The sequence below is a fragment of the Phycicoccus endophyticus genome, from assembly GCF_011326735.1.
Taxonomy (GTDB): domain Bacteria; phylum Actinomycetota; class Actinomycetes; order Actinomycetales; family Dermatophilaceae; genus Phycicoccus; species Phycicoccus endophyticus.
The window spans coordinates 107,038-130,326 of record NZ_JAANCN010000007.1 but is presented as its reverse complement, the minus strand read 5'-3'; the positions used below and the strand labels follow the sequence as shown (position 1 = coordinate 130,326).

The 23,289-nt window shown below is 72.8% G+C and carries 22 protein-coding genes and 2 tRNA genes; 10 read left to right on the top strand and 14 right to left on the bottom strand.

What is annotated here, in order from left to right:
- Nucleotides 1-37: 37 nt before the first annotated feature.
- The gene (locus G8D98_RS09680; protein WP_166102288.1) at nucleotides 38-394 is read left to right on the top strand and encodes a hypothetical protein; all 357 of its coding nucleotides are present in this window, start codon (nucleotides 38-40) and stop codon (nucleotides 392-394) included.
- A gap of 116 nt (nucleotides 395-510) precedes the next feature.
- On the opposite strand, the gene G8D98_RS09675 is transcribed toward G8D98_RS09680, so the two are convergent.
- Complete coding sequence (locus G8D98_RS09675; RefSeq protein WP_166102285.1) at nucleotides 511-1,104, bottom strand: DUF4352 domain-containing protein; 594 nt, start codon at nucleotides 1,102-1,104, stop codon at nucleotides 511-513.
- A gap of 1,282 nt (nucleotides 1,105-2,386) precedes the next feature.
- Between G8D98_RS09675 and G8D98_RS09670 the strand changes: the two genes are divergently transcribed.
- Complete coding sequence (locus G8D98_RS09670) at nucleotides 2,387-3,160, top strand: DUF3800 domain-containing protein (RefSeq protein ID WP_166102282.1); 774 nt, start codon at nucleotides 2,387-2,389, stop codon at nucleotides 3,158-3,160.
- 246 nt (nucleotides 3,161-3,406) lie between these two features.
- On the opposite strand, the gene G8D98_RS09665 is transcribed toward G8D98_RS09670, so the two are convergent.
- The 3 genes from G8D98_RS09665 to G8D98_RS09655 all read right to left on the bottom strand — a co-directional run bounded on the left by G8D98_RS09665 (nucleotide 3,407) and on the right by G8D98_RS09655 (nucleotide 4,562).
- Nucleotides 3,407-3,841: an excisionase family DNA-binding protein gene (locus G8D98_RS09665; protein ID WP_166102278.1), complete on the bottom strand. Its 435-nt coding sequence runs from the start codon at nucleotides 3,839-3,841 to the stop codon at nucleotides 3,407-3,409.
- Nucleotides 3,842-3,924: 83 nt separating this feature from the next.
- Nucleotides 3,925-4,128 carry a hypothetical protein gene (locus G8D98_RS09660; protein ID WP_166102009.1) on the bottom strand — a complete coding sequence of 68 codons (204 nt, stop codon included), beginning with the start codon at nucleotides 4,126-4,128 and terminating at the stop codon, nucleotides 3,925-3,927.
- 363 nt (nucleotides 4,129-4,491) lie between these two features.
- A tRNA-Gly gene (locus tag G8D98_RS09655) sits at nucleotides 4,492-4,562 on the bottom strand.
- 86 nt (nucleotides 4,563-4,648) lie between these two features.
- On the opposite strand from G8D98_RS09655, the gene G8D98_RS09650 reads away from it, so the two are divergent.
- Nucleotides 4,649-4,725, top strand: a tRNA-Pro gene (locus G8D98_RS09650).
- Nucleotides 4,726-4,942: 217 nt separating this feature from the next.
- On the opposite strand, the gene trmB is transcribed toward G8D98_RS09650, so the two are convergent.
- The 4 genes from trmB to G8D98_RS09630 all read right to left on the bottom strand — a co-directional run bounded on the left by trmB (nucleotide 4,943) and on the right by G8D98_RS09630 (nucleotide 8,012).
- Entirely contained in the window at nucleotides 4,943-5,623 is a 681-nt protein-coding gene (gene trmB, locus G8D98_RS09645) for a tRNA (guanosine(46)-N7)-methyltransferase TrmB (RefSeq protein ID WP_166102275.1), read from the bottom strand.
- A gap of 54 nt (nucleotides 5,624-5,677) precedes the next feature.
- Nucleotides 5,678-6,790, bottom strand: coding sequence for a PP2C family protein-serine/threonine phosphatase (locus G8D98_RS09640; protein ID WP_166102273.1), 1,113 nt, complete (start codon nucleotides 6,788-6,790; stop codon nucleotides 5,678-5,680).
- A 116-nt stretch (nucleotides 6,791-6,906) separates the two neighbouring features.
- A complete protein-coding gene (locus G8D98_RS09635) occupies nucleotides 6,907-7,377 on the bottom strand; it encodes a ribose-5-phosphate isomerase (protein ID WP_166102271.1) in 471 nt (156 codons plus the stop codon).
- Nucleotides 7,374-8,012, bottom strand: coding sequence for a mycothiol-dependent nitroreductase Rv2466c family protein (locus G8D98_RS09630; protein ID WP_166102269.1), 639 nt, complete (start codon nucleotides 8,010-8,012; stop codon nucleotides 7,374-7,376). Before G8D98_RS09630 ends, G8D98_RS09635 begins: the two co-directional genes overlap by 4 nt.
- Nucleotides 8,013-8,123: 111 nt before the next feature.
- Between G8D98_RS09630 and pepN the strand changes: the two genes are divergently transcribed.
- Genes pepN through G8D98_RS09605 form a run of 5 tightly spaced genes read left to right on the top strand, consistent with a single transcriptional unit; the run spans nucleotide 8,124 to nucleotide 14,691 of the window.
- The gene (gene pepN, locus G8D98_RS09625; protein WP_166102268.1) at nucleotides 8,124-10,676 is read left to right on the top strand and encodes an aminopeptidase N; all 2,553 of its coding nucleotides are present in this window, start codon (nucleotides 8,124-8,126) and stop codon (nucleotides 10,674-10,676) included.
- Nucleotides 10,663-11,619 carry a mechanosensitive ion channel family protein gene (locus G8D98_RS09620; protein WP_166102266.1) on the top strand — a complete coding sequence of 319 codons (957 nt, stop codon included), beginning with the start codon at nucleotides 10,663-10,665 and terminating at the stop codon, nucleotides 11,617-11,619. Before pepN ends, G8D98_RS09620 begins: the two co-directional genes overlap by 14 nt.
- Entirely contained in the window at nucleotides 11,616-12,014 is a 399-nt protein-coding gene (locus G8D98_RS09615; protein WP_166102264.1) for a globin, read from the top strand. Before G8D98_RS09620 ends, G8D98_RS09615 begins: the two co-directional genes overlap by 4 nt.
- A gap of 54 nt (nucleotides 12,015-12,068) precedes the next feature.
- Entirely contained in the window at nucleotides 12,069-13,871 is a 1,803-nt protein-coding gene (locus tag G8D98_RS09610) for a glycoside hydrolase family 13 protein (protein ID WP_166102262.1), read from the top strand.
- A 1-nt stretch (nucleotide 13,872) separates the two neighbouring features.
- Nucleotides 13,873-14,691, top strand: a complete 819-nt coding sequence (locus G8D98_RS09605) for a glycerophosphodiester phosphodiesterase family protein (protein ID WP_166102261.1) — start codon at nucleotides 13,873-13,875, stop codon at nucleotides 14,689-14,691.
- Between the two features lie 25 nt (nucleotides 14,692-14,716).
- Here the strand turns inward: G8D98_RS09605 and G8D98_RS09600 are convergent, their stop codons facing one another.
- Both G8D98_RS09600 and G8D98_RS09595 read right to left on the bottom strand, forming a co-directional pair.
- On the bottom strand, nucleotides 14,717-15,343 hold the full coding sequence (locus G8D98_RS09600; protein ID WP_229661750.1) for a DUF8185 domain-containing protein: 627 nt from the start codon (nucleotides 15,341-15,343) through the stop codon (nucleotides 14,717-14,719).
- Between the two features lie 7 nt (nucleotides 15,344-15,350).
- Nucleotides 15,351-15,797 (bottom strand): acyl-CoA thioesterase, encoded by a 447-nt coding sequence (locus G8D98_RS09595; RefSeq protein ID WP_166102259.1) that lies wholly within the window; start codon nucleotides 15,795-15,797, stop codon nucleotides 15,351-15,353.
- Between the two features lie 50 nt (nucleotides 15,798-15,847).
- Here G8D98_RS09595 and G8D98_RS09590 point away from each other — a divergent pair, with 50 nt between their 5' ends.
- Both G8D98_RS09590 and G8D98_RS09585 read left to right on the top strand, forming a co-directional pair.
- On the top strand, nucleotides 15,848-17,203 hold the full coding sequence (locus G8D98_RS09590) for a serine hydrolase domain-containing protein (RefSeq protein ID WP_187566768.1): 1,356 nt from the start codon (nucleotides 15,848-15,850) through the stop codon (nucleotides 17,201-17,203).
- Between the two features lie 216 nt (nucleotides 17,204-17,419).
- Nucleotides 17,420-19,552: a RecQ family ATP-dependent DNA helicase gene (locus G8D98_RS09585; RefSeq protein WP_166102258.1), complete on the top strand. Its 2,133-nt coding sequence runs from the start codon at nucleotides 17,420-17,422 to the stop codon at nucleotides 19,550-19,552.
- 9 nt (nucleotides 19,553-19,561) lie between these two features.
- On the opposite strand, the gene G8D98_RS09580 is transcribed toward G8D98_RS09585, so the two are convergent.
- The 4 genes from G8D98_RS09580 to G8D98_RS09565 are packed head-to-tail and all read right to left on the bottom strand — an operon-like array spanning nucleotide 19,562 to nucleotide 23,231.
- Nucleotides 19,562-20,281: an ABC transporter ATP-binding protein gene (locus G8D98_RS09580; protein ID WP_166102464.1), complete on the bottom strand. Its 720-nt coding sequence runs from the start codon at nucleotides 20,279-20,281 to the stop codon at nucleotides 19,562-19,564.
- Nucleotides 20,271-21,053, bottom strand: coding sequence for an ABC transporter ATP-binding protein (locus G8D98_RS09575; protein WP_166102255.1), 783 nt, complete (start codon nucleotides 21,051-21,053; stop codon nucleotides 20,271-20,273). The genes G8D98_RS09580 and G8D98_RS09575 overlap by 11 nt, the downstream gene beginning before the upstream one ends.
- Nucleotide 21,054: 1 nt before the next feature.
- Nucleotides 21,055-22,230, bottom strand: a complete 1,176-nt coding sequence (locus tag G8D98_RS09570; RefSeq protein ID WP_166102252.1) for a branched-chain amino acid ABC transporter permease — start codon at nucleotides 22,228-22,230, stop codon at nucleotides 21,055-21,057.
- Nucleotides 22,230-23,231 carry a branched-chain amino acid ABC transporter permease gene (locus G8D98_RS09565; RefSeq protein WP_166102250.1) on the bottom strand — a complete coding sequence of 334 codons (1,002 nt, stop codon included), beginning with the start codon at nucleotides 23,229-23,231 and terminating at the stop codon, nucleotides 22,230-22,232. The genes G8D98_RS09570 and G8D98_RS09565 overlap by 1 nt, the downstream gene beginning before the upstream one ends.
- Between the last annotated feature and the right edge of the window lie 58 nt (nucleotides 23,232-23,289).

Genomic DNA, 23,289 nt, shown 5'->3' with positions numbered 1-23,289 from the left:
CACGCCACCACCCGCGCAACCCGACCAGGAGGTCACCATGCTGCAGAAGATCAAGCCATTCCTGCCCGTCATCGCGATGGTCGTCGCGGCCGTACTGCAGGCCCTCGTGGCCGTGTGGAGCGACGGCATCACCCTCGCCGAGGGCCTCGTCGTCGTCGTGGCCTTCGGGGGTGCGCTGACCACGTACCTCGTGCCGTCGATCTCCGGCGTTGCGCCGTGGGCCAAGACCGTCGTCGCCGCGTTCACCGCCGGCGCGGTCGTCCTAGCCGACGCGGCCGCCGCGGGCGGTCTGGACGGTGCCGTCGTGATGACGGCCGCGGTCGCGGTTCTCTTCGGGCTGTTCCCGACGGCAGCCAGCGAGTCCGAGGCCCGGGACTACGCCCTGGCTGCCTGACGCCGACGGTGGCCACCACGACCAAAGCGTGGCCGAGTAGCGAACGTCGGCGCAGACACGGCAGAGCCCCCGCTCGGTCCCCTAGGGATCGGGCGGGGGCTCGTTCGTCGTCCGCATCACGGATCGACCGTCCACTCGACGGCCTCGTCCATGCTCCCGCCCTGATACCGCACGGTGGTGATCTTCACGCCCTTGGGCACGTCGAAGAACATCCAGCCCTTCACGCAGTCGCCGGCGTGCCAGCGTCCGTCTATCTCCCCGTTCGGGTACACCGGCGTCGGCAAGGACCCGCCGCTCGAGCCGGTGTCCGGGTAGCGCCCCGCGTCGTCGTCGACCAACGTCCACGGGTCCCAGCTGAGAGTGAAGTAGGGGTAGTCGCCGGTGCTCTTGATGCACGTCTTCACGAGCACCCCGGAGTAGCGACCGCCAAAGTCGAGGCGCTTGCGTATCGCCACCTGCTGGACGGTCACCTCCACGTGCTTGTCGGTGTACGTATCCCCGACCGTCTGGCCCGAGGGGCTGGGCGTGGCCGTCTTCGTGACCGACGGGCTGGCACTCGCTGGCGCAGTCGCCGGCTCACTCGTGGTCGAGGTGCTTGGAGGCTCCGTCGCGGTGTTCTCAGCACCCCCGCCACACGCCGCCACGGAGGCCGCTGCAAGCCCAACGAGCACCGCTCGATGGATTCGTGCCCTGCCGATCCTGCTCCCCATCACAGGCTTCCCTCCTTGCCGCATCGCGCGGCTCACGGTACACACGCCCTCTTCGTGCATGTGTTGCGCACGCGCACCCGAGAGCTGCGGCAACTACGCTGGTCGACGATGCCCGAGTGCCGGGACTTGAACTCTGCTCTCGCGTAGCCCAACCGGCGCCAACCACGACGCCGCGCCATGACAAATGGCAGGGGCCCGTTCGGCTGATCGGGCGTCCACCGTTCTGCTCAGTACGCGGACACGCCGAGGCATGGAAGGTAAAGCGGGAGTAAAGTCCACGCATAGCGGTGGTCAAGTCGCAGGGGACGCGACCACCCGCGCACTTCGGCCACTGCAGGGAGGCCGCTGGTGCACGACACGACGCCCCCCTCTCGCAGCTGAGGGGGGCGTCGCGCGTCACGCCACACGGAACGTGGGCTGTTCCCCAACGTAACGCGACACGCGCCCTGACAAGGCCAAACGTGCTCACGAGTTCCCTCGCGCACCCGTACCGCGTCGGTGTTTCAGCGCGACGTGATGAGCCATCGACCGCGGCCTCGCCCCACAGATGCAACATGCGTGTTGCGGAGCCTGCGTCTCGAGCCACGCCTCGACAGTCGCGGGGAGCCACAACGGGCGTCCGGCGCTGGTCGTGAAGTCCGGCGGAGGCAGGACACCCGCGTCACGCCAGCGGATCACAGCCGGCGCCGCCATCCCGAGAGACCGAGCGATCGCCGTAACCCCAAGGACACCCTCGGGAAGCCGCGCCCCCGGCACTCTGAACGGGCCGTACGGTCCGGTCGCTCGCCGTACGACCCCGACCTGCACTCCAGCCTCGTCAGCGATCGCTGCGAGGGTTCGTCCGGCGTGGCGGGCCGCGACCCACGACTCGACGACCTCCCGAGCCGGGTAGGGGCCACGCTCCGCCGTGGCTCGACTGACGAGCTGGTGGCGCACACCTTCGTCACGCGCGATCTGCATAACCGTCCGGCCCCGCCGGCGCGCCTCTACCCATCGGCGGGCCCGTTCCGACAGCGCGTCATCGGAAAGCTGCGTGCGCCCGACGTGCCGTGATGCCCGCGGGAACGGCCCATAGGGCCTCGTGGCCCGCTCGACCGCCGCGGGCGGCACGCCCGCTCGGCGGGCGATCAGTGCTATCGACTCTCCGTCATGGCGGCGCGCAAGCCAGTCCAGTGACACATGAGATGGCACAGACGCAAACTAATCGGGGTGAGACCGCGACAACAACCGGGACTTCGACGACCCGGCGACGGGGCGTCCCGACTCGTTCTAGGGTGACTGAGTGACCTTGCCCGTGCTGCGCGCCTACGTCGACGAGACCGGAGACCGTGGGCTAAGCCCATCAGCGAGCCCCTTCTACGCGACGGCGACCATTCTCCTACCAGCGGAGGACGAGCCAGAGCTTCTCAGGTGCGTTCGGGATCTGCGCGCCAGACTTAACGTGCCGTCGACGAAACCGCTGCACTGGGTCGACCATGTCAAGACCTTCCCCCGCCGCCGAACCGTCGCCCAGGCACTTGGCCGGTTGGATGGGCTCTCCGTCAACTACGTGTTGATGGCCAAGGCGTCAGTCCCACCGCAGGCGAGTGGTCTTCGTGGCAGCACGAAGACCTTCTACAACTACATCGCTGGCGTCACCCTTGACCGCGCCCTGCTGGCAGCTCAGCACTGGCCGGGTGGTCGCCGGCGGCTCGAAATCGTGTTCGGTCACGTCCGAGGCTTTGGCCAACACGAGGACACCATGGCCTACTTCGAGATGAAGAAGTCAGGTCGGGCGGAGACCCAGGCCGACTACGGCCTGCTCGATGACGTTAAGTTCGACTCGACCGGGACGTGGCTGGGGCTGCAGGCCGCGGACCAGTACGCGGGGATTCTCTCGGCAGCGATCCTGCCAGATCGCGTGCACGGAACGTACGAGGAACCCCATCTTCTCGACATCCAGCATCAGGTTCGACGCGGACCGGGTGCTCGAGTCCTCAACTACGGCTTCAAAGCCTTCGTCGGACCTCACACGCTGCCTGCGCTCCCGTGGTGGCCGCCACGTGGCTGGCGTTAAGACCGAAGACGGTTCGGGCGCCCCATCCGGTTGGCCCGGACGGATCTGGCAGCAGATCTGGCGCTGACTCCGCAACCGTCTTCGGTCTACGACCAACATAACGGCTCTGGTAGCAATCTTTGTTCCAAATCACCCAAGGATCTCGCGATCCTCGCGAGGCGACCGTCATACGACACTGCCCGGCACGACGAACCGCGCGCCGTCCCTGTTTCTCTAGGGCCTGCCCGTGGCGCAGCGCCACAGGGGTCACGCCATCTGCTCGAGCGCACGTCTTCCTGCGAACGCAGACGCGGGGATGGCGTGCACCTTCCCGACACGCACGGCGGGAACCTTTCCTTCGTCGATCATCTGCAGCACCCGCTGCCGGCTCACACCGAGCGCCTCGGCCGCCTCAGCGACGGACATGAGCTCGGGGACACGGGGCCAGCCCTGGCGCTCGTCGCGCATGGACTCGGGCTGAGCGGTGATCGCCACGGGCGTAGCGAGCCCAGCCACGATGGCCAGGCCGGTCGCGGTGGCCTGGGCCAGACCCTCAGCAGGCAGGCTCAGGGTCACGACCAGGGCTCCGGTCGGACCCGCCGAGACGACGCCGTGCCAGGCTGCGAGCTGGTCGATCCACTCGTCGGCCAGCTCGGGGTCACGCTCGGTGGTCTCGATGTCGATGACGTACTGCTGTGCCATTCCTGCTCCTCCAGTTGGTGTGTCACGATGGAGACCGCCCGGGCCGCCGGGGGCAGTTCCCTTGCCCCCGGCGGCCCTTCTCGCTACCGCTTCTCGGGCCAGGTGAACCCGGCCCGCCTCGCGGCGGCGAGGGCGTTGCGCATCGACCGCCAGTCGCTCGGCGTCCCGGCGAACACGACCACGAAGCGGCCGTTCTTGCTCACCGAGATGTGGCCCCGCTTCGTCACGCGAACGTCGAAGCCCTGCCGCTCGAGCGCCTTGGCGATCTTGCGCATCTCCTTGTCCATCTTCATACCTCCTTTCCCTTTTGACAATCTGATTCTATCAGTGTGCTTGTCGTATGACAAGGTAGACGTACGATGCTCTCGTGACCACGGAGGCTTGGGAGTACCGGCTGCACGACTTCGACCCCGCACGCGACGGCGACGAGGAGGAGTGGGCTCAGGCTCGAGCCGCCGAGGGGTGGCAGATGTGGGCATCCCCGGGAGCGTGGGTCTCGATCGAGGGCCGGCGTCTCCGGCGATGGTCCCTCAGGCGACCCGCTGACGAAGGCCGCTCGGCGTCGTAGGGTGCATCTGTGGGTACACCGGGGGTGATGGCCGTTGCCGCTGCGAACCTGCCCACATGGTCTGACCTGGGTCTTTATGCGGAGCGGGCGACGGGAATCGAACCCGCGTAGCCAGTTTGGAAGACTGGGGCTCTACCATTGAGCTACGCCCGCGCACCTCGTCGGCGTCCACCGCGAGGGCAGCGCTAGCCTAGGGCGGCGCGCGCGGGAACCGAAATCACCACGGCACCCGCGCGCCCCGGGGTATGGCGCAGCTTGGTAGCGCGTCCGCTTTGGGAGCGGAAGGCCGCCGGTTCGAATCCGGCTACCCCGACCACCGTCCCCCACGTGACCAATAGGTCACTCCAGGCACACCCGGCCCCCACCGCACTGTGCCCACCGTGACCTATTGGTCACTCCAGGCACACCCGGCCCCCACCGCACTGTGCCCACCGTGACCTATTGGTCACTCCAGGCACACCCGGCACCCACCGCACTGTGCCCACCGTGACCTATTGGTCGATCTGGGAACGGGACGGGACGGCCGGCCCGGGTCAGGCGCGCAGGGTGCAGCGCAGCTCGGAGACGGTCCGACCGCGGCGCAGGCCCTTGGCCTCGAAGCCGTCGTCGGGCCGCCACGGCGGACGCTCGCCCTCGACGACGTCGAACGCGCCGTGCGCGGCGAGCTGCTCGCGGCAGTGCTCGGCGTAGGCGTCGATGTCCGTCGCGACGAGCAGGACGCCGCCGGGGCGCAGCCGGGAGGCCAGCAGCGTCAGCGTGTGCTGCTGGACGAAGCGCCGTTTGGCGTGCCGCCGTTTGGGCCACGGGTCGGGGAAGAAGAGGTGCACGGCACTCAGGGAGCCCGGGGAGACCCGGTCGGTGAGCAGCGGCAGGGCGTCGCCGGCGTGCACCCAGAGGTTGCCGACGCCGGCCTCGTCCGCGGCCGCGAGCATCCGGGCCACGCCGGGCAGGTGGACGTCGACGGCGACGACGTCCGCCTCCGGGTGGGTGCGCGCGTAGGCGATCGCGGCGGCGCCGTGCCCGGAGCCCACCTCGAGCACGACGGGAGCCTCGCGACCGAACGCCTCCGCCGGGACGAGCGGCCCCTCGGGCAGCGCCCGGGCGGGCAGCAGGGCCGCCAGGCGCTGGTCGGTCAGCGGACGGTTGCGCCAGCGCGGGGTGAAGGTGCGCACGCTCTCGCGCGGCTGGTGGTCCAGGACCGGTCCGGAAGCCACGGGCGGGGCCTTTCGGGTCGGAGGCGGGCGGGCAGGCGGGCCGGCCCCCGGCCCTCAGGTGCGCCGGACGGCGAAGGCGGCCCGGTCGTCATCCTCCCCCGAACGGGCCGACTCGGCCACATCCCGGGCGACGTCACCGTCGCGCAGCACCGACATCGCCGCCACCCCGAGCATCCGGTCGATGCCGTCGGTGAGGTCGCGGTCGCGCGCCTCGATGACGCCGTCGGAGTAGACGAGGACCGCGTCGCCCCGCCCGAGGCGACCCCGCTGCCGAGGGAAGTCGACGTCCGCAAGCAGCCCGAGCAGCGGCCCGCGGAAGCCCTCGAGGACGGTCCAGCGGGCCCGCCCGGAGGTGTAGACCGCCGCGGCGGGGTGCCCCGCGTTGCCGATGGAGTACTCGCCGCTGCGCAGGTCGAGGTCGACGTGCACCGCCGTGGCGAACCCCTCGTCCCAGCCCTGGCGCACGAGGAAGTCGTTGGCCGCGCGCAGGAAGTCCGCCGACGGCACCGCTCCGAGCAGACCACCGAGGGCGCCGGAGAGCAGCAGCGAGCGGGTACCCGCCCCGGTGCCCTTGCCGCTGACGTCGACGAGGGCGACCTCGAGCCGTTGCCCCTCCGGGGAGAGGTGGACGATGACGAAGTCGCCGGAGAACCGGTCGCCGTGGGCCGAGAGGATGCTCGAGCTCGCGTGCCAGCCGTCCGGCAGCGCCGGCACCCGGCCGCCCTGGATGATCCGGTCGCGCAGCTCGGCGAGCATCCGGTCGCCGGTCATCCCCCGGGTTCCCACGAGGTCGCGGGAGCGGGCGATGAGCACCGCCTGCCACATGACGACGAGGACCGCGAGGACGACGCCCGCGACCCGGGCCGGCTGCAGGAGCGAGACCGGCGACCAGGCGAGGACCACGGCCGCGGCCGCGGCGAGGACCACGGCGAGCCGGCGGGGCTCGAGCACCAGGCCGGCGACGACGAGCAGCGGGAAGACGAGCGAGATGGGGACGAACTCGGGCAGCAGCACGACGCCGAGACCGAGGAGGACCACCGCGAGCACGAGGGCGACGGTGAGCCGCGGCCCGTTCTCCAGGACCGTGAGCCGGCGGGCGAGGGCGCGGCGGCGCTGCGGCTCGCTCTCGGCCCGCCCCGCCACGACCGGGTCGACCTCGGTCGCCATGCTCACTCCCTGCGTCGTCGTCCGGCCGCGCTCACAGTAGTGCCAACGTCGGCGCGACCGCCAGACATCCGTGCAGGTCAGACCCGGGCCGGGCGAGGCCGGGCCGGGCCGGGGTCTCAGGGCGCCGGCGGCAGGGTGCCGTCGGTCTCGAACGCCTCGATCATCGCCAGGCGCCGGGCGTGCCGCTCGTCACCGCTGAACGGGGTGGCGAGGAAGGTGCGCACCATGGCGCGCGCGACCTCCGGCTCGCTCATCCGGGCACCGATGGACAGCACACGGGCGTCGTTGTGCTCGCGGGCGAGCCGGGCCAGCTCCTCGTCGTAGCACAGGGCGGCACGGATGCCGGGCACCTTGTTCGCCGCCATCTGCTCGCCGTTGCCGGAGCCACCGAGCACGATCCCGAGGCTCTCGGGGTCCTGCGCGACCGCCCGCGCGGCGCGCAGGACGAAGACGGGGTAGTCGTCGAGCGGGTCGTAGGCGTGCGGGCCGTGGTTGGTCACGTCGTGCCCGTCGCCCTCGAGGAGGGAGACGAGGTCGCCGAGCATCTCGAACGCGGCGTGGTCGCCGGCGATGTGGACGCGCGTCATCGGCGGTCCTCGGTGTCGAAGATGGGGCCGTCGGTCCGGCTGCGCTTGAGCTCGTAGAACCCCGGGGTGCGCGCCAGCAGCAGGCAGCCGTCCCAGAGCAGCCCGGCCGCCTCGCCCTTGGGTGCGGGGGTGACGACCGGACCGAAGAACGCGACGCCGTCGACGGCGACGACCGGGGTGCCGACGTCGTCGCCGACGAGCTCGATGGCACGGGCGTGGCTGGCACGCAGCTCCTCGTCGTAGTCGCTCGAGGTGGCGGCCTGCGCGAGTGAGGCGGGCAGGCCGAGCTCCTCCAGCGCCCCGGCGATGGCGTCGGGGTAGTCGGCCTCCTCGTGGTGGATCCGGGTGCCGAGGGCGTCGTAGAGCGGCTTGACGACCTCCTCGCCGTGCTCCCGGCGGGCGGCGACGACGACCCGGACCGGCCCCCACCCCTTCTCCATGAGGGCGGCGTACTCCTCGGGCAGGTCGCGGCCCTCGTTGAGCACCGCGAGGCTCATGACCGACCACGTGACGTCGACGTCGCGGACCTGCTGGACCTCGCCCATCCAGCGGGAGGTCATCCACGCCCAGGGGCACAGGGGGTCGAACCAGAACTCGGCGGAGGCACGGGTGGACGAGGTGGTCTCGGTGGTCACCGCACCATCCTGCCACCGGCCCCACCCCCGTGGGGCGCCCAGCCGCGCGTGCCAGGATGGGCGGGGGCGCCCGGTGGGCGCCCGGCCACCCACCCCACGCAAGGAGAACCCGTGCCCGGCACGAACCTCACGCGCGAGGAGGCCGCCGCGCGCGCCGCCCTCGTGACCGTCGACACCCACGACGTCGTCGTCGACGTGACGACGAGCGAGGAGACGTTCTCGACGACGAGCACGATCCGCTTCGCCTGCTCCTCGCCCGGCGCCGAGACCTTCCTCGACTTCGTCGGGGCCTCGGTGGAGCAGATCACCCTCAACGGCACCGACCTCGACCCGCGGGAGCACTTCGCCGACAGCCGGGTCCGGCTCACCGGGCTCGCCGAGGACAACGAGGTCGTCGTCGCGGCGACCGGCCGGTTCACGAACACCGGCGAGGGGCTGCACCGGTTCGTCGACCCCGTCGACGGCGAGGTCTACCTGTACACCCAGTTCGAGGTGCCCGACAGCCGGCGGATGTACCCGGTCTTCGAGCAGCCCGACCTCAAGGCCGCCTTCGGCGTCACGGTGACCGCCCCCGCGCACTGGCAGGTCGTCTCCAACTCTCCGACCCCCGAGCCCCGGCACGCCGGTGACGGGGTGTCCACGTGGGCCTTCGAGCGCACCCCCCGGATCTCGAGCTACATCACCGCGCTCGTCGCCGGCCCCTACGACGTCGTCCGGGACTCGGTCTCCACCCGAGGCGGCGAGGTCCCGCTCGGCATCTTCTGTCGGCGCAGCCTCACCCCGTACCTCGACGCCGACAACCTCTTCGCCCTGACCAAGGCGGGCTTCGCCTTCTTCGAGGAGGAGTTCGACTGCGCCTACCCCTTCGCCAAGTACGACCAGCTCTTCTCGCCGGAGTACAACATGGGCGCGATGGAGAACGCGGGCTGCGTGACCATCGCCGAGGTCTACGTCTTCCGCTCCAAGGTGCCCGAGGCCCTCGTCGAGCGCCGCGCCCTCACCGTCCTCCACGAGCTGGCACACATGTGGTTCGGCGACCTCGTGACGATGCGGTGGTGGAACGACCTGTGGCTGAACGAGTCCTTCGCCGAGTGGGCCTCGACGACCTGCCAGGCCGAGGCCACCGAGTGGACCGACGCATGGACCACCTTCGGCACCTACGAGAAGGACTGGGCCTACGCCCAGGACCAGCTCTCGACGACCCACCCCATCGTCGCGCAGATCCGTGACCTGCAGGACGTCGAGGTCAACTTCGACGGCATCACGTACGCCAAGGGTGCCTCCGTCCTCAAGCAGCTCGTCGCCTACGTCGGCCGCGACGCCTTCCGTGAGGGGCTGCGCACCTACTTCCGCAAGCACGCGTGGGGCAACACCACGCTCGCGGACCTGCTCGTCGAGCTCGAGGCGACCTCGGGGCGCGACCTGCGCTCCTGGTCACGCGCCTGGCTCGAGACCGCGGGCGTCAACACCCTGCGGCCGCTCGTCGAGGTCGACGAGTACGGGCGGGTCACCTCGGCCGTCGTCGAGCAGACCTTCGCCGAGGGCTACCCGACGCTGCGGCCCCACCGCCTCGGCATCGGGCTCTACGAGGTCCGCGACGGCGCCCTGCACCGCACCGACCTGCTCGAGGTCGACGTCGAGGGCGCCCGCACGCAGGTCCCCGCACTCGTCGGGCGCCAGCAGCCGGACCTGCTGCTCGTCAACGACGACGACCTCGCCTACGCCAAGATCCGCCTCGACGAGCGGTCCCTGGCGACCGCCCTGGCCCATCCGCGCGGCTTCACCTCCTCCCTCCCCCGGGCGCTCGTGCTCGCCTCGGCGTGGGACATGACGCGCGACGCCGAGATGGGCGCGCGCTCCTTCGTCGAGCTCGTCCTGGCGAGCCTGCCCGGCGAGAGCGACTCCACCCTGCTGCGCACCCTCCTGCTCCAGCTGCGCACCGCGGTCTTCTCCTACACCGCGCCGGCCCACCGCGAGCAGACCCGGGAACGGACCCGGGACACCCTGTGGGAGGTCGCCCGCGGCGCCGCCCCGGGCAGCGACGCCCAGCTGCAGCTCGTCACCGCCGCCGCCGGCTTCACCGCGGCCGGCGACGACACCGGCACGCTGCGCGGCCTCTACGAGGGCACCGAGGTCCTCGACGGGCTCGAGGTCGACTTCGAGATGCGCTGGACGCTGCTCACCGCGCTCGCCGCCGCCGGCGGCGCGTCCGCGCAGGAGGTCGCCGCCGAACAGGCACGGGAGGACACCGCCACGGCCCGCGAGCGCGCCGCACGCACGCGCGCGGCCGTCCCGACGCCGGAGGCCAAGGAGCAGGCCTGGCGCGAGGCCGTCGAGGGCGGCGACCTGCCCCCCGCGGTCGTCTCGGCGACCGGTCTGGGCTTCGCCCGTGCCGGCACCCCCGCGGAGCTGCTGCGTCCCTACGTGCAGCGTTACCACGCCATGCTCGACACCGTCCAGGGCAAGGGCTCGCACGCCCTCGTCGAGGCCGTCGTCCTCGGGTTCTACCCGCGCGCTCTCGCCGACGCCGACCTGCTCGCGGCCACCCAGCGCTGGCTCGAGGAGCACCCCACCGCCCCCGCCGCGCTGCGCCGCCTCGTCACCGAGAACCGCGACCCGGTGGTGCGCGCGCTCGCCGCCCAGGAGCGTGATGCCCGTGACTGAGACCGTCCTGCGCTTCCCGGACCTGTCCACCCTCGACGCCCAGGCGGTCGTCGGGGTCGTCGAGGACACCCAGCGATGGCTGCTCACCGACGGCGTACGCGTCGTGGCCACCATCGTCATCGCCCTTGTGGCCCGCTGGGCCCTCAACCGGCTCGTCGACCGCACCGTCGCCCGGATGACCGCCCGCTCCACCGAGCGCGCCGGCGAGACCGACGCCGAGGGTCACCTCCTGGCGACGAGCACCGGCCTGGCCGGTGAGCGGCACCGGGCCCGCGTGCAGACCGTCGGCTCGCTGCTGCGCAGCGTCGGCACGGTCGTCATCGGCGTCGTGGCCGGGCTGACGGTCATGGACCTCATCGACCTGCCCGTCGGCCCGGTCCTGGCCTCCGCGGGGGTCGGCGGCGTCGCCATCGGTTTCGGCGCCCAGAGCCTCGTCAAGGACTTCCTCTCGGGGATCTTCATGATCTTCGAGGACCAGTACGGCGTCGGGGACGTCGTCGACACCGGTGAGGCCATCGGCACCGTCGAGGAGGTCACCCTCCGGGTCACCCGGCTGCGCGACTTCGACGGTGTCGTCTGGTACGTGCGCAACGGCGAGATCGTCCGGATCGGCAACCGGTCCCAGGGCTACGGCGCCGCCTGGATCGACATGCCCGTCTCCTACCGCAACGACATGGACGAGGTGCTCTCGGTCCTGCGCGAGGTCTGCGACTCCTTCGCCGCGGACGACGCCTGGGCCGGCAAGCTCATCGAGCCGCCCACCGTCCTCGGCGTCGACTCGATCAGCGGGCAGACCGTCACCGTGAAGATCCTCGCCAAGTGCCTCGCCGGTGAGCAGTTCGGTGTCCAGCGCGAGCTGCGGGCGCGGATCAAGGCCGCTTTCGACGAGCACGACATCCAGGCGCCCCCGCTGCCCCCGTACACGCCGGGAGGCACGCTGTGAGCCTCTACGACGAGGTCGGGGGCGCGCCGACCTTCGAGCGGCTCGTGCACGCGTTCTACGAGGGGGTCGCCGCCGACCCGCCGCTGCGTGCGCTCTACCCCGAGGAGGACCTCGTGCCGGCCGAGCGTCGGCTGCGGATGTTCCTCACCCAGTACTTCGGCGGCCCCACCGAGTACAGCGAGGAGCGCGGTCACCCCCGGCTGCGGATGCGTCACGCCCCCTTCCCGGTGACGATGGACATGCGCGACCGCTGGATGCGGCACATGCTGCACGCCGTCGAGGTCGCGCAGGTCCCCGAGCCGCAGGCCGAGGCGATGCGCGACTACTTCCTGCGCGCGGCGCACATGCTCGTCAACACCGACGACGGGCAGGGCCACCCGCCGCTCACCCCCTGAGCACCGCCTCGTGCGCGCGGGCGGGGTTTCGTCACCGCTCACCGATGAGGAAGCATGGGGCGGGTGACTGCCGAGACGACCGAGACCACCCAGGCCATCACCGCCCCCGGGACCCCCGTCCACGGGGCCGTCGCCGACCCCCCGTGGTGGGCCGACGCCGTGATCTACCAGATCTACCCCCGCTCGTGGGCCGACGCCGACGGCGACGGCATCGGTGACCTGCCGGGCATCACCGCCCGGCTGCCCTACCTGCGCCGGCTCGGGGTCGACGCCGTGTGGCTCAGCCCCTTCTACGTCTCGCCGATGAACGACGCCGGCTACGACGTCGCCGACTACCGCGATATCGACCCGCGCTTCGGCACGCTCGCGGACGCCGACGCCATGGTGGCGGCCGCCCACGACCTCGGGCTGAAGGTCCTCGTCGACCTCGTGCCGAACCACACGAGCAGCGAGCACGCCTGGTTCCGGGCCGCGCTGGCCTCCCCGCCGGGCAGCCCGGAGCGCGACCGGTACATCTTCCGCGACGGCCGCGGGAGCGAGGGCGAGCTGCCCCCGAACAACTGGCCCTCGGTGTTCGGCGGCCGCGGCTGGTCCCGGGTCACCGAGGCCGACGGCCGCCCCGGGCAGTGGTACCTCCACCTGTTCGACGTCACCCAGCCGGACCTGAACTGGGCCAACCCGCAGGTGCGCGAGGAGTTCCTCTCGGTCCTGCGCTTCTGGTGCGACCGTGGCGTCGACGGCTTCCGGGTCGACGTCGCCCACGGCCTCGTCAAGCGCGAGGGCCTGCCGGACTGGCACGGGAAGGTCGGGCTCTACGACGACGTCGTCTCCGAGGAGGGCCCCACGGACGGTCCCGGCGGCGGCGAGGACCCCAGCGTCCTGGACCACACCGCGACCGGCGCCTCCCCCATGTGGGACCAGGAGGGCGTCCACGAGATCTACCGCGGGTGGCGCCGGCTGCTCGACTCCTACGGCGAGCCGGCCCGCATCCTGTGCGCCGAGGCCTGGGTCAAGCCCGAGGAGCGCCTCGCCCGCTACGTCCGCGGCGACGAGATGCACCAGGCGTTCAACTTCGACTTCCTCGAGACGCCGTGGGACGCGGCCGCCCTCGCGGCGGTCATCGAGTCCTCGCTGCGCGTCAACGACGAGGTCGGGGCGCCGACGACCTGGGTGCTCTCCAACCACGACGTCGTGCGGCACGCCTCCCGGCTCGGGCTCGAGCAGGGCGGCCCACGGCGCAACGGCGTCGCCGCCGACGACCCGCAGCCGGACGCCGCCCTCGGCCTGCGCCGGGCCCGGGCGGCGAGCGCCCTGATGCTCGCCCTGCCGGGCAGCGCCTACGTCTACCAGGGCGAGGAGCTCGGGCTGCCCGAGCACACGACGATGCCGCACGAGGCCCGCCAGGACCCCACCTTCCACCACACCGGCGGTCGGGTCGTCGGGCGTGACGGTTGCCGGGTCCCGATGCCCTGGGCGAAGGCCGAGCCGTCGTTCGGCTTCGGCCCCGGCGACGAGCCGTGGCTGCCGCAGCCGGAGGTCTACGGCGAGCTCGCGGTCGACCAGCAGGAGGGCGTGCCCGGCTCGACCCTCGAGCTCTACCGCACCCTCCTGCGGCTGCGCGGCGACCTCGCTCTCGGGTCGGGCTCGCTCGCCTGGGACGAGCTGACCGGCGAGGGTGTCCTCGCCTTCCGCTCGGCCCGGGCCGACGGCTCCGGGGAGGTCCTCGTCGTGACGAACGCCGGCGCCCGGCCGCTCGCGCTGCCCGACGGCGAGGTCCTCGTGGCCTCGGGCCCGCTGGGCGACGACGGCGTGCTGCCCACCGACACGACGGTCTGGGTGCGTCCGGCCCGAGGCTGACGTGCGCGCCGACGACTACGCCTACCTGCGCGCACCCCGCCCCATCGCGCTGGCCCACCGCGGCGGGGCGGGGCTCGCCGAGAACGTCGGGCTGGAGAACACCCTCGCCGCGTTCCGCCGTGCGGCGGCGCTCGGCTACCGCTACCTCGAGACCGACGTCCACGCGACCCGCGACGGGCGGGTCGTCGCCTTCCACGACGGCTCCCTCGACCGGGTGACCGACGCCTCGGGTGCCATCGCCGACCTGCCGTGGGAGCGGGTGCGCCGGGCCCGGGTCGGCGGGGTCGAGCCGGTGCCCCTCCTCGAGGAGCTCCTCGAGGAGCTGCCCGAGGCCAGGGTCAACATCGACGTCAAGGCCGACTCCGCGCTCGGGCCGACCCTGGAGGTCCTGCGGCGCCAGCGCGCCCTCGACCGGGTGTGCCTCGGGTCCTTCTCGCCGCGACGCATCCGCGCGGTGCGGCGGGCGCTCGGCCCCGGGGTGGCCACCGCGGCGGGGCAGGTCGGCACCGCGCTCCTGCGGTTCTCGCCGCCGCTGCTCTCCGCGCTCCTGCACACCCCGGCGCCGGTCCTGCAGGTGCCCGGCGAGCACGTCGTGGCCGGCCGCCCCGTCACGCTCGTCACCCCCGGGCTCGTGCGCCGAGCCCACGCGCTCGGCAAGCAGGTCCACGTGTGGTTCCACGGGCCGCAGGAGGAGAACGCCGCCGAGTACCACCGGCTGCTCGACCTCGGCGTCGACGGCCTCGTCGCCGACCGCGTCGACCTCCTCGCCGCCGTGCTCGCCGAGCGCGGCCGTCCGCTGGTGGCCGCCCCCGGCGGCTGACCGGTGCGGCGGCGCGGTGGCGCGCTCAGCGCATGAGGACGTGCCCGCCCGGCGCCGTCAGCCGGGTCCACCGCGCCGAGCGCAGGACGGTGACGCTCGAGCCGGGGGCGAGGAAGCCGAGCGCGAACGCGGCGAACGCCCCACCGGCGCGCACGCCGGCGACCTCCCGGCCCCACACCCGGTCGCGGACGAACCCCGCGGCCGCGCCCCGCTCGCGCACCGCGTCCCCCACCTCGGCCAGCCCCTCCCGGGCGACCCGTGCGAGGTCGTCGGCCGGAAGCCGGCCGCCGGGCTCCCATCCCGAGCGCGGCGGGGTGAGCGCCGACCACGGGGCGAGGGCCCGCGTCGGCGGCACCCGGAGGTCGCCCGTGCCGTCCGGGCGTGCCGTGCGGTCGGTGACCGCGCCCAGCGGGACGACGACGTCGCACCGGGCCGGCCGGGCGAGCGCGAAGGTGCGCAGGCCGAGCACGGTCCCCTCGGAGAGGATGCCCCGCCCCTCGAGCACCCCGACCCAGGCGGCCAGGACCTCGCCGGAGGCCTGCAGGCGCATCGCTCCCTGGGTGTCCAGGGCCCGCGCCCGTCCGGCATAGCGGCCCAGGTCGGCCAGGGCAACCGGGTCGACGAGCCGCAGGACCTCGGTGCGCTCGCTCACCGCAGGGTCACCGTCGGTCCCAGCGGAAGGCCACGGGGTCGCCGACGTGCGCCCCGAGGACCTCTCGGGCGGTCGGTGCGAGCCGGCGCGGCCGGCCGGCGTCGAAGTCGTAGAGGACCAGCCCGGTCTCGGCCACCGCGTAGACCGACTCACCCACCGAGGCGGGGTCGCGCACGACGTAGCCGAGGTCGAACCCGCAGCCGTGGACGTGGGTCACCCACAGGTCCACCCGGACCGGCGCCGGCCGGTAGGTCAGCGGGGCCCGGTACTCGATGGCGTGCCGGGACACGACGATGCCCTCCTCGAGCATCGTCGCGCCGGTCGGGAGCCACTCGCGCAGGCCGACGACCCGGGCGTCCTCGAGCAGGCGGAGGTACTGCACGTTGTTGACGTGCCCGTAGGCGTCCATGTCCGACCAGCGCAGCGGCACCTCGACGGCGTAGGGCTCGGTCATGGGGTCATCCTCGCAGCCGGCCACCGGGGCCCGGGTCCTAGGGTGGGCCGGTGACGACCGCCGACCGCACCACGGCCCTGCTCGACCACGCGCTCGCGAGCGCCCAGCACGAGGGCCGGCTGCCGTCGGTCGTCGCGGGGCTCGTCCGCGACGGCGAGCTCGTCTGGCACGGAGCGGCCGGCACGCTCGACGGGCGGGCCGGCGGACCGGCGGCGGACGCCGACACCCAGTACCGGATGGGCTCGATCACCAAGACCTTCGTCGCCGTGTGCGTCCTCCGGCTGCGCGACGCCGGCCGGCTCGACCTCGCCGACCGCTTCGAGGAGCACGTCCCCGGGTCCGCGCTCGGCGGGGTCACCCTCGAGCAGCTGCTCACCCACGCCGGGGGGACGCAGGCCGAGACCCACGGCCCGTGGTGGGAGCGCACCCCCGGAGGCGACTGGGACTCCCTGGCCGCCTCGCCGGCCGGGCAGCGCTTCCGCGCCGGCCGGCGGTTCCACTACTCCAACGTCGGCTACGCCGCGCTCGGCCGCCTCCTCGAGGCCCACCACGGCACCGGGTGGGCCGACGTCGTGCACTCCGAGCTGCTCGAGCCCCTGGGGATGGGTCGCACCACCCCGCGGCCCACGGGGCGGGCCGCGCCCGGGCTGGCCGTACACCCGTTCGCCGACGTGCTGCACGTCGAGCCGGAGCACGACGCCGGGGCGATGGCGCCCGCGGGACAGCTGTGGACGACCGTCGGCGACCTCGCCCGCTGGGCGGCCTTCCTCGCCGGAGACACCGCGGGGCTGCTGGACGCCGAGACACTCGCCGAGATGTGCGAGCCGCACCACGTCGTCGACGAGCCCGGGCAGCCGTGGACGGGGGCGCACGGGCTCGGCTGGCAGGTGTGGAACGTGGACGGCGTCCGGTACGCCGGCCACGGGGGGTCGATGCCCGGCTTCCTCGCGGGGCTGCGGGTGCGCCTCGAGGACGGCGACGGCGTCGTCACCCTGACGAACACGACCTCCTCGACCGCGCCGCGGGGGCTCGCCGAGCGGCTGCTGCAGGTGCTCGGCGAGAACGAGCCCCGGCCGGTGGCCCCGTGGTCGGCGACCGGTGACCCGGGGCTGCTCGAGCTCGTCGGCACCTGGCACTGGGGACCGGCGACGACGACGGCCACGCTCGCCGGGGAGCACCTCGTCCTCGGCGAGCCCGGCACCGGGCGGGGGTCGCGCTTCGCACGCACCGGTGAGGACACCTGGGTGGGGCTCGACGGCTACTACACCGGCGAGCCGCTGCGCGTGCTGCGCCGGGCGGACGGGAGCGTCTCCCACCTCGACCTGGCCTCGTTCCGCTTCACCCGGGTGCCCTACGACCCCGCGGCCGACATCCCCGGCGGCGTCGACGACCGCGGCTGGCACTGACCCGCCCCCGCCGGCTTCACCCGCACGCCCCGCCGGAAGACCTCTCCCTCCCCTGGCTCCTTCGGCCGACCGCGCGCATCTCGCTGGTCCATGCCGCTACAGCGCCTCGGATCGACGATGTCGCCTCGGGTGAGCGAGGGGCGCAGGAGTCGGAGAGGTCTTCCGGGGCCGGCGGGCGGCGGGGTGTCGGGTGGCGTGCGTACGGTGGGGACCACGATGACGACTCCCCCGGATGCCCCCGCTCCTCCCGCCCCGGTGACCGCCGAGCGCGCCCGCGAGGCGCTGCGCCGGCTCGTCGGCCGGCAGGACGCCGACTTCCGTGACGGCCAGCTCGAGGCGGTGGCAGCGCTCGTCGAGGGCCGCGCCCGCGTGCTCGTCGTGCAGCGCACCGGGTGGGGCAAGTCCGCGGTCTACTTCGTCGCCACCGCACTGCGCCGGGCCGAGGGCGCCGGGCCGACCGTCATCATCAGCCCGCTCCTGGCCCTGATGCGCGACCAGGTCGCGGCCGCCGAGCGGGCCGGCATCCGGGCAGTGACGATGAACTCGGCCAACGCCCAGGACTGGGACGAGGTGCGCACCGCCCTCGCCGAGGACGCCGTCGACGTCCTCCTCGTCAGCCCCGAGCGGCTGAACAACCCGCGCTTCCGCGACGAGCAGCTGCCCGACCTCGCCCGTCGCTGCGGGCTGCTCGTCGTCGACGAGGCGCACTGCGTCAGCGACTGGGGCCACGACTTCCGCCCCGACTACCGGCGCATCCGCGACCTGCTCGCGGGCCTGCCGGCCGACGTACCGGTCCTCGCGACGACGGCCACCGCCAACGCCCGGGTCGTCCACGACGTCGAGGAGCAGCTGGGCGCCGGTGGCCGCCCGGTGACCACCGTCCGGGGCGGCCTCGCGCGCGACAGCCTCCGGCTCGGCGTCCTGCCGTCGATGTCGCCCGAGCAGCGCCTCGGCTGGCTGCTCGCCCACCTCGGCGAGCTGCCGGGATCGGGGATCGTCTACACCCTCACCGTCTCGGCCGCCGAGGACGTCGCGGCGAGCCTTGCCGACGCGGGCCACCCGGTCGCCGCCTACACCGGCCGCACCGACCCCGCCGACCGGGAACGCCTCGAGAACGCGCTGCGGCACAACGAGGTCAAGGCGCTCGTCGCCACGTCCGCGTTGGGTATGGGCTTCGACAAGCCCGACCTCGGCTTCGTCGTCCACCTCGGCGCCCCGAGCAGCCCGGTGGCCTACTACCAGCAGGTGGGCCGCGCGGGGCGCGCCACCGAGCGGGCCGACGTCCTCCTCCTGCCCGGGCCCGAGGACCGCGACATCTGGCGGTACTTCGCGAGCGTCTCGATGCCGCGCGAGGAGCAGGCTCAGGCGGTGCTGCGCGCCCTCGCCGAGGCCGGGCGACCCCTGTCGACGGCCGCCCTCGAGACCACCGTCGACGTCCGCCGGACCCGGCTCGAGCTGCTCCTGAAGGTGCTCGACGTCGACGGTGCCGTCCAGCGGGTCCCCGGAGGGTGGGTGGCCACCGGGGTGCCGTGGGAGTACGACGCGCAGCGCTACGAGCGGGTCGCGGCCGCACGGCGCGACGAGCAGCAGCTCATGGTCGACTACGAACGGGCCGACGACTGCCGGATGGCCTTCCTCCAGGCATGCCTCGACGACCCGACGGCCGCGCCGTGCGGCCGCTGCGACGGGTGCGCCGGCCCCTGGTACCCGACCGACGTCCCGGACCGCGTCATCGGGGCCGCGCGCGAGCGCCTGGCCCGGGTCGGTGTCGACGTCGACCCGCGGGCCCAGTGGCCGACGGGGATGGACCGCGTCGGCGTCCCGGTCAAGGGCCGCATCCCCGCCGAGGAGCAGGTGCTGGCCGGGCGGGCTCTGGCCCGGCTCTCCGACCTCGGCTGGGGGCAGCGGCTGCGCGAGGTGCTGCGCGAGGATGCTCCGGCCAGCCCCGAGCTGCTGCGCGCCTGCGTGCCGGTGCTGGCCGGCTGGGGGTGGGCCGAGCGGCCGGTGGGCGTGGTCGCCGTCGCCTCACGCACCCGCCCGCAGCTCGTCGAGTCCCTCGCCGCGGGCCTCGCGGAGATCGGCCGGCTGCGCCTGCTCGGCACCCTCGACCTCGCCCACGGCGGCCCCACCGGCGAGATGGGCGGCAACAGTGCCTTCCGGCTGGCCGGCGTGTGGGAGCGCCTCGTCGTCGGCCCGGGCCTCGCGGCCGAGCTGGCGGGATGCCCGGGCCCGGTCCTCCTCGTCGACGACGTCGTCTCCTCGCGCTGGACGCTCACCGTCGCGGGCCGGGCCCTCCGCCGCGCCGGCGCCGCGGCCGTGCTGCCGTTCGCCCTGGCCGTCGACGGCTGAGCCGGCCGCTCAGACGTCGCCGCCGAGATAGGCCGCCTTGACCGCCTCGTCCCCGGCGAGCTCGGCGCCGGTCCCCGAGCGCACGATCTCGCCGGTCTCGAGGATGTGGGCGCGGTCGGCCAGCTTGAGTGCCTGGGCGGCGTTCTGCTCCACGACCAGGACGGTGGTGCCCTGCTCGTTGATCTCCTTGATGATCGCGAAGATCTGCTGGATCAGCTTGGGGGCCAGCCCCATCGACGGCTCGTCGAGCAGCAGCAGGCGGGGCCGGGCCATGAGCGCCCGCCCGATGGCGAGCATCTGCTGCTCACCCCCCGACATCGTCCCGGCGACCTGCTTCTCCCGCTCGGCGAGCCGCGGGAAAAGGGAGAAGACCCGCTCGAGGTCCTCGCGGTAGGCCGAGGTCTTCCGGTCGGTGCGCACGTAGGCCCCCATGTCGAGGTTCTCGCGCACCGACATGCCGACGAAGACGCCCCGGCCCTCGGGAGCCTGGCTGAGCCGCAGCGCCACCCGCTCGTAGGCGGGGACCTTGGTGATGTCCCGCCCCTCGAAGACCACGCGCCCCTCGCGGACGGTGCGCAGCCCCGAGATGGTCTTCAGGGTCGTCGTCTTGCCGGCGCCGTTGGCCCCAATGAGCGAGACGACCTGCCCCTCCTCGACGGAGAAGGAGATGTGCCGGATCGCCTCGATGTGCCCGTAGTTGACGCAGAGATCCTCGACCTCAAGAAGCATCCTCATCCACTCCCAGGTAGGCGGCGATGACCGCCGGGTTGTCGCGGATCTCCGCCGGCGTGCCCTCGGCGATCTTCTTGCCGAACTCCAGGACGACGATCCGGTCGGTGACGCCCATGACGAGGCGCATGTCGTGCTCGATGAGCAGGACGGTGAACCCGCGGTCGCGCACCCGGCGGATGAGCTCCATGAGCTGGGCCTTCTCCTGCGGGTTGAAACCGGCCGCCGGCTCGTCGAGGCAGAGCAGCTTCGGCCCGGTGGCCATCGCCCGCGCAATCTCCAGCCGTCGCTGGTCGCCGTAGGAGAGGTTGGCGGCCAGCTCGTCGGCCCGGGAGGCCAGGCCCATGAACTCGAGCAGCTCCATCCCCCGCTCGTGGCCGTCGTCCTCCTCCCGGCGGTGCTTCGCGGTGCGGAAGAGCGCGGAGAGCACGCCGGTGGAGTGGTTGGCGTCCGCCCCGACGAGCACGTTCTCCAGCGCGGTCATCGAGCCGAACAGCCGGATGTTCTGGAAGGTGCGTGCGATGCCGAGCTTGGTGATGGCGTGCCGCTTGAGCCCGGCGAGCGACCGGCCGGCGAACCGCACCTCGCCCGAGGTCACCTGGTAGACCCCGGTGATGGCGTTGAAGGCGGTCGTCTTCCCGGCGCCGTTGGGGCCGATCATGCCGAGGATCTCGCCCTCGTCGATGTGGAAGGAGACCGAGTCCAGCGCCGTGAGCCCGCCGAAGCGCAGCGTGACGTCGTCGAGCTCGAGGACGCGGGTTCGCTCGCTCATCTCAGACCACCTCCGTGGGTGCCTCGTCGCGGCCCTCGAGGTGCTCGATCTCCTCGGCCGCGGCGCGCGCCCGGATGGTGCGGCGTGGCGGCAACAACCCCTGGGAGCGGTAGACCGGCAGGATCATCAGCGCCAGGCCGAAGACGAGGAGGCGGAAGTCGGCGAACTCGCGGAACCGCTCGGGCAGGTAGGCGACGAGGGTGCCACCGATGATGGCACCCCATCGGTTGCCGGCGCCGCCGACGATGACCGCGGCGACGAAGAGGATCGAGAGCAGCAGCGGGAAGCTCTGGGGGTTGATGTAGCCGCTCTGGCTGCTCGCGTAGAGCGACCCGGACAGGCCGCCGACGGCCGCCCCGAGCGCGAAGGCGAGCAGCTTGAACTTGAAGGTCGGCACGCCCATGTGCTCGGCGGCGTCCTCGTCCTCGCGGGTGGCCTCCCACGCCCGCCCGACCCGGCTGTCCTTGATCAGCCGGTCGGCGAAGAGGATGAGGATGAGGAAGCTGAGGACCAGCCAGTAGTACGGCACCGCGCTCACCGCGCCGAAGACGAGGAAGGTCGTCTCGCGCCCCGAGTCCAGCGAGGGGACGATGCCGTCCCACTGGAGGCTGGGGATGGTGAACAGCCCCCCGTCGCCGAACGGCGGCTCGGGGTCCGGGCCGATGTTCGGCGGGTGCGGGATGTCCTTGATGCCGCGCGCCGCGCCGACCCACTCGACGTTGGTCACGGCGATCCGGATGATCTCGCCGAACCCGAGGGTGACGATCGCCAGGTAGTCCCCGCGCACCCGGAGCGTGGGCCAGCCGAGCAGGACACCGGTGACCATGGTGACCGCGATGGCCACCGGCAGCGCGAGGAAGAAGGCCCAGTGCGCGTGGTAGGAGGTGAGCACGCCCGTCGTGTAGGCCCCGACGGCGTAGAACCCGACGTAGCCGAGGTCGAGCAGCCCGGCGTAGCCGATGACGACGTTGAGCCCGACCGCGACGAGCGCGAAGGCCGCGATGGCGAACATGACGCCGCCGAAGTCGATCTGGTTCGTCGTGATGATCGGCGGCCGCAGCAGCGGCAGGAGGTAGACCAGGACCACGAGCAGGACGACGAGCGCCACCCGGGCCGGGCCCGGGAGCGCGCGGTAGCGGCGGGCCACGCGGTCGAGGTTCTCGCGGACGACTCCCATCACGCACGCGCCTTTCCGAGCGACTCGCCGAGGATGCCGGAGGGTCGCACGAGGAGGATGAGGATGAGCAGGACGAACGCGACGACGTCCTTCCACTGGGTGCCGAAGATCGCCGCGCCGTAGTTCTCCGCGACCCCGAGGACGAGCCCGCCGAGGAGGGCGCCCCGGAGGTTGCCGATGCCGCCGAGGACGGCGGCGGTGAAGGCCTTGACGCCGAAGATGAACCCGGCGTTCTGCCGGGTGGAGCCGATCTTGACCATGTACAGGGTGGCCGCCGCGCCGGCCATTATCCCGCCGAGGATGAACGTGCCGCGGATGACCCGGGTCGCGTTGACGCCCATGAGGGCGGCGGACTCGGGGTCCTGGGCGACCGCCCGGATGCCCCGCCCGAAGCGGGTGCGCCGCACGAACTGGTCGAGGGCGACCATCATGAGCAGCGAGGCGACGATGACCATGATGTCGACGTCCTTGACCCCGTACCCGCCGACCGTGAAGACGGTCTGGGGCTGGATGGTGACCGGGTTGGTGTAGACGTCGCGGGCCTTGGACACGTAGTTGTCCAGGTCGTCGCGCAGCCCGACCCAGCCGACGACCCGGTCGCGCAGCCCCATGAGCTCCGAGAGGGCGAACGAGGCACCGATCGCCGAGATGAGCGCCATGAGCCGGGGCGCCTTGCGCTTGAGCAGCGGCCGGTAGGCGACCCGCTCGAGCAGCATCGCGATCGCGGCAGACATCGCCATCGCGGCCAGCAGGGAGAGCAGGAGCAGGCCGGCGGTGCCACCGAGGGTCTGGTTGACCGAGGTCGTGCCGTGGACGAAGACGAACACCCACGCCACGGCGAACGTGCCGTACATGAACACCTCGGAGTGCGCGAAGTTGATCAGCTGCAGCACGCCGTAGACCATCGTGTAGCCGAGGGCGATGAGGGCGTAGATCGCCCCGAGGGCCAGGCCCGTGATGCTCAGCTCGACGATGTGGTTGACGAGGAACGAGAAGTTCACCGCACTCCCCTACTCGGGCAGCGACCGCGGCCGGGGGCTTCGTGGCCCCCGGCCGCGG

Excerpts from the sequence above, each read along its gene's own strand:
- G8D98_RS09620 (WP_166102266.1), top strand. The coding sequence starts at position 10,663 with ATGCCCGTGACTGAGACCGTCCTGCGCTTCCCGGACCTGTCCACCCTC.
- G8D98_RS09635 (WP_166102271.1), bottom strand. The coding sequence starts at position 7,377 with ATGACGCGCGTCCACATCGCCGGCGACCACGCCGCGTTCGAGATGCTC.
- G8D98_RS09640 (WP_166102273.1), bottom strand. The coding sequence starts at position 6,790 with ATGGCGACCGAGGTCGACCCGGTCGTGGCGGGGCGGGCCGAGAGCGAG.
- G8D98_RS09610 (WP_166102262.1), top strand. The coding sequence starts at position 12,069 with ATGGGGCGGGTGACTGCCGAGACGACCGAGACCACCCAGGCCATCACC.
- G8D98_RS09675 (WP_166102285.1), bottom strand. The coding sequence starts at position 1,104 with ATGGGGAGCAGGATCGGCAGGGCACGAATCCATCGAGCGGTGCTCGTT.
- G8D98_RS09680 (WP_166102288.1), top strand. The coding sequence starts at position 38 with ATGCTGCAGAAGATCAAGCCATTCCTGCCCGTCATCGCGATGGTCGTC.
- G8D98_RS09570 (WP_166102252.1), bottom strand. The coding sequence starts at position 22,230 with ATGGGAGTCGTCCGCGAGAACCTCGACCGCGTGGCCCGCCGCTACCGC.
- G8D98_RS09585 (WP_166102258.1), top strand. The coding sequence starts at position 17,420 with ATGACGACTCCCCCGGATGCCCCCGCTCCTCCCGCCCCGGTGACCGCC.
- G8D98_RS09595 (WP_166102259.1), bottom strand. The coding sequence starts at position 15,797 with ATGACCGAGCCCTACGCCGTCGAGGTGCCGCTGCGCTGGTCGGACATG.
- G8D98_RS09580 (WP_166102464.1), bottom strand. The coding sequence starts at position 20,281 with ATGCTTCTTGAGGTCGAGGATCTCTGCGTCAACTACGGGCACATCGAG.
- G8D98_RS09575 (WP_166102255.1), bottom strand. The coding sequence starts at position 21,053 with ATGAGCGAGCGAACCCGCGTCCTCGAGCTCGACGACGTCACGCTGCGC.
- G8D98_RS09665 (WP_166102278.1), bottom strand. The coding sequence starts at position 3,841 with ATGGCACAGCAGTACGTCATCGACATCGAGACCACCGAGCGTGACCCC.
- G8D98_RS09660 (WP_166102009.1), bottom strand. The coding sequence starts at position 4,128 with ATGGACAAGGAGATGCGCAAGATCGCCAAGGCGCTCGAGCGGCAGGGC.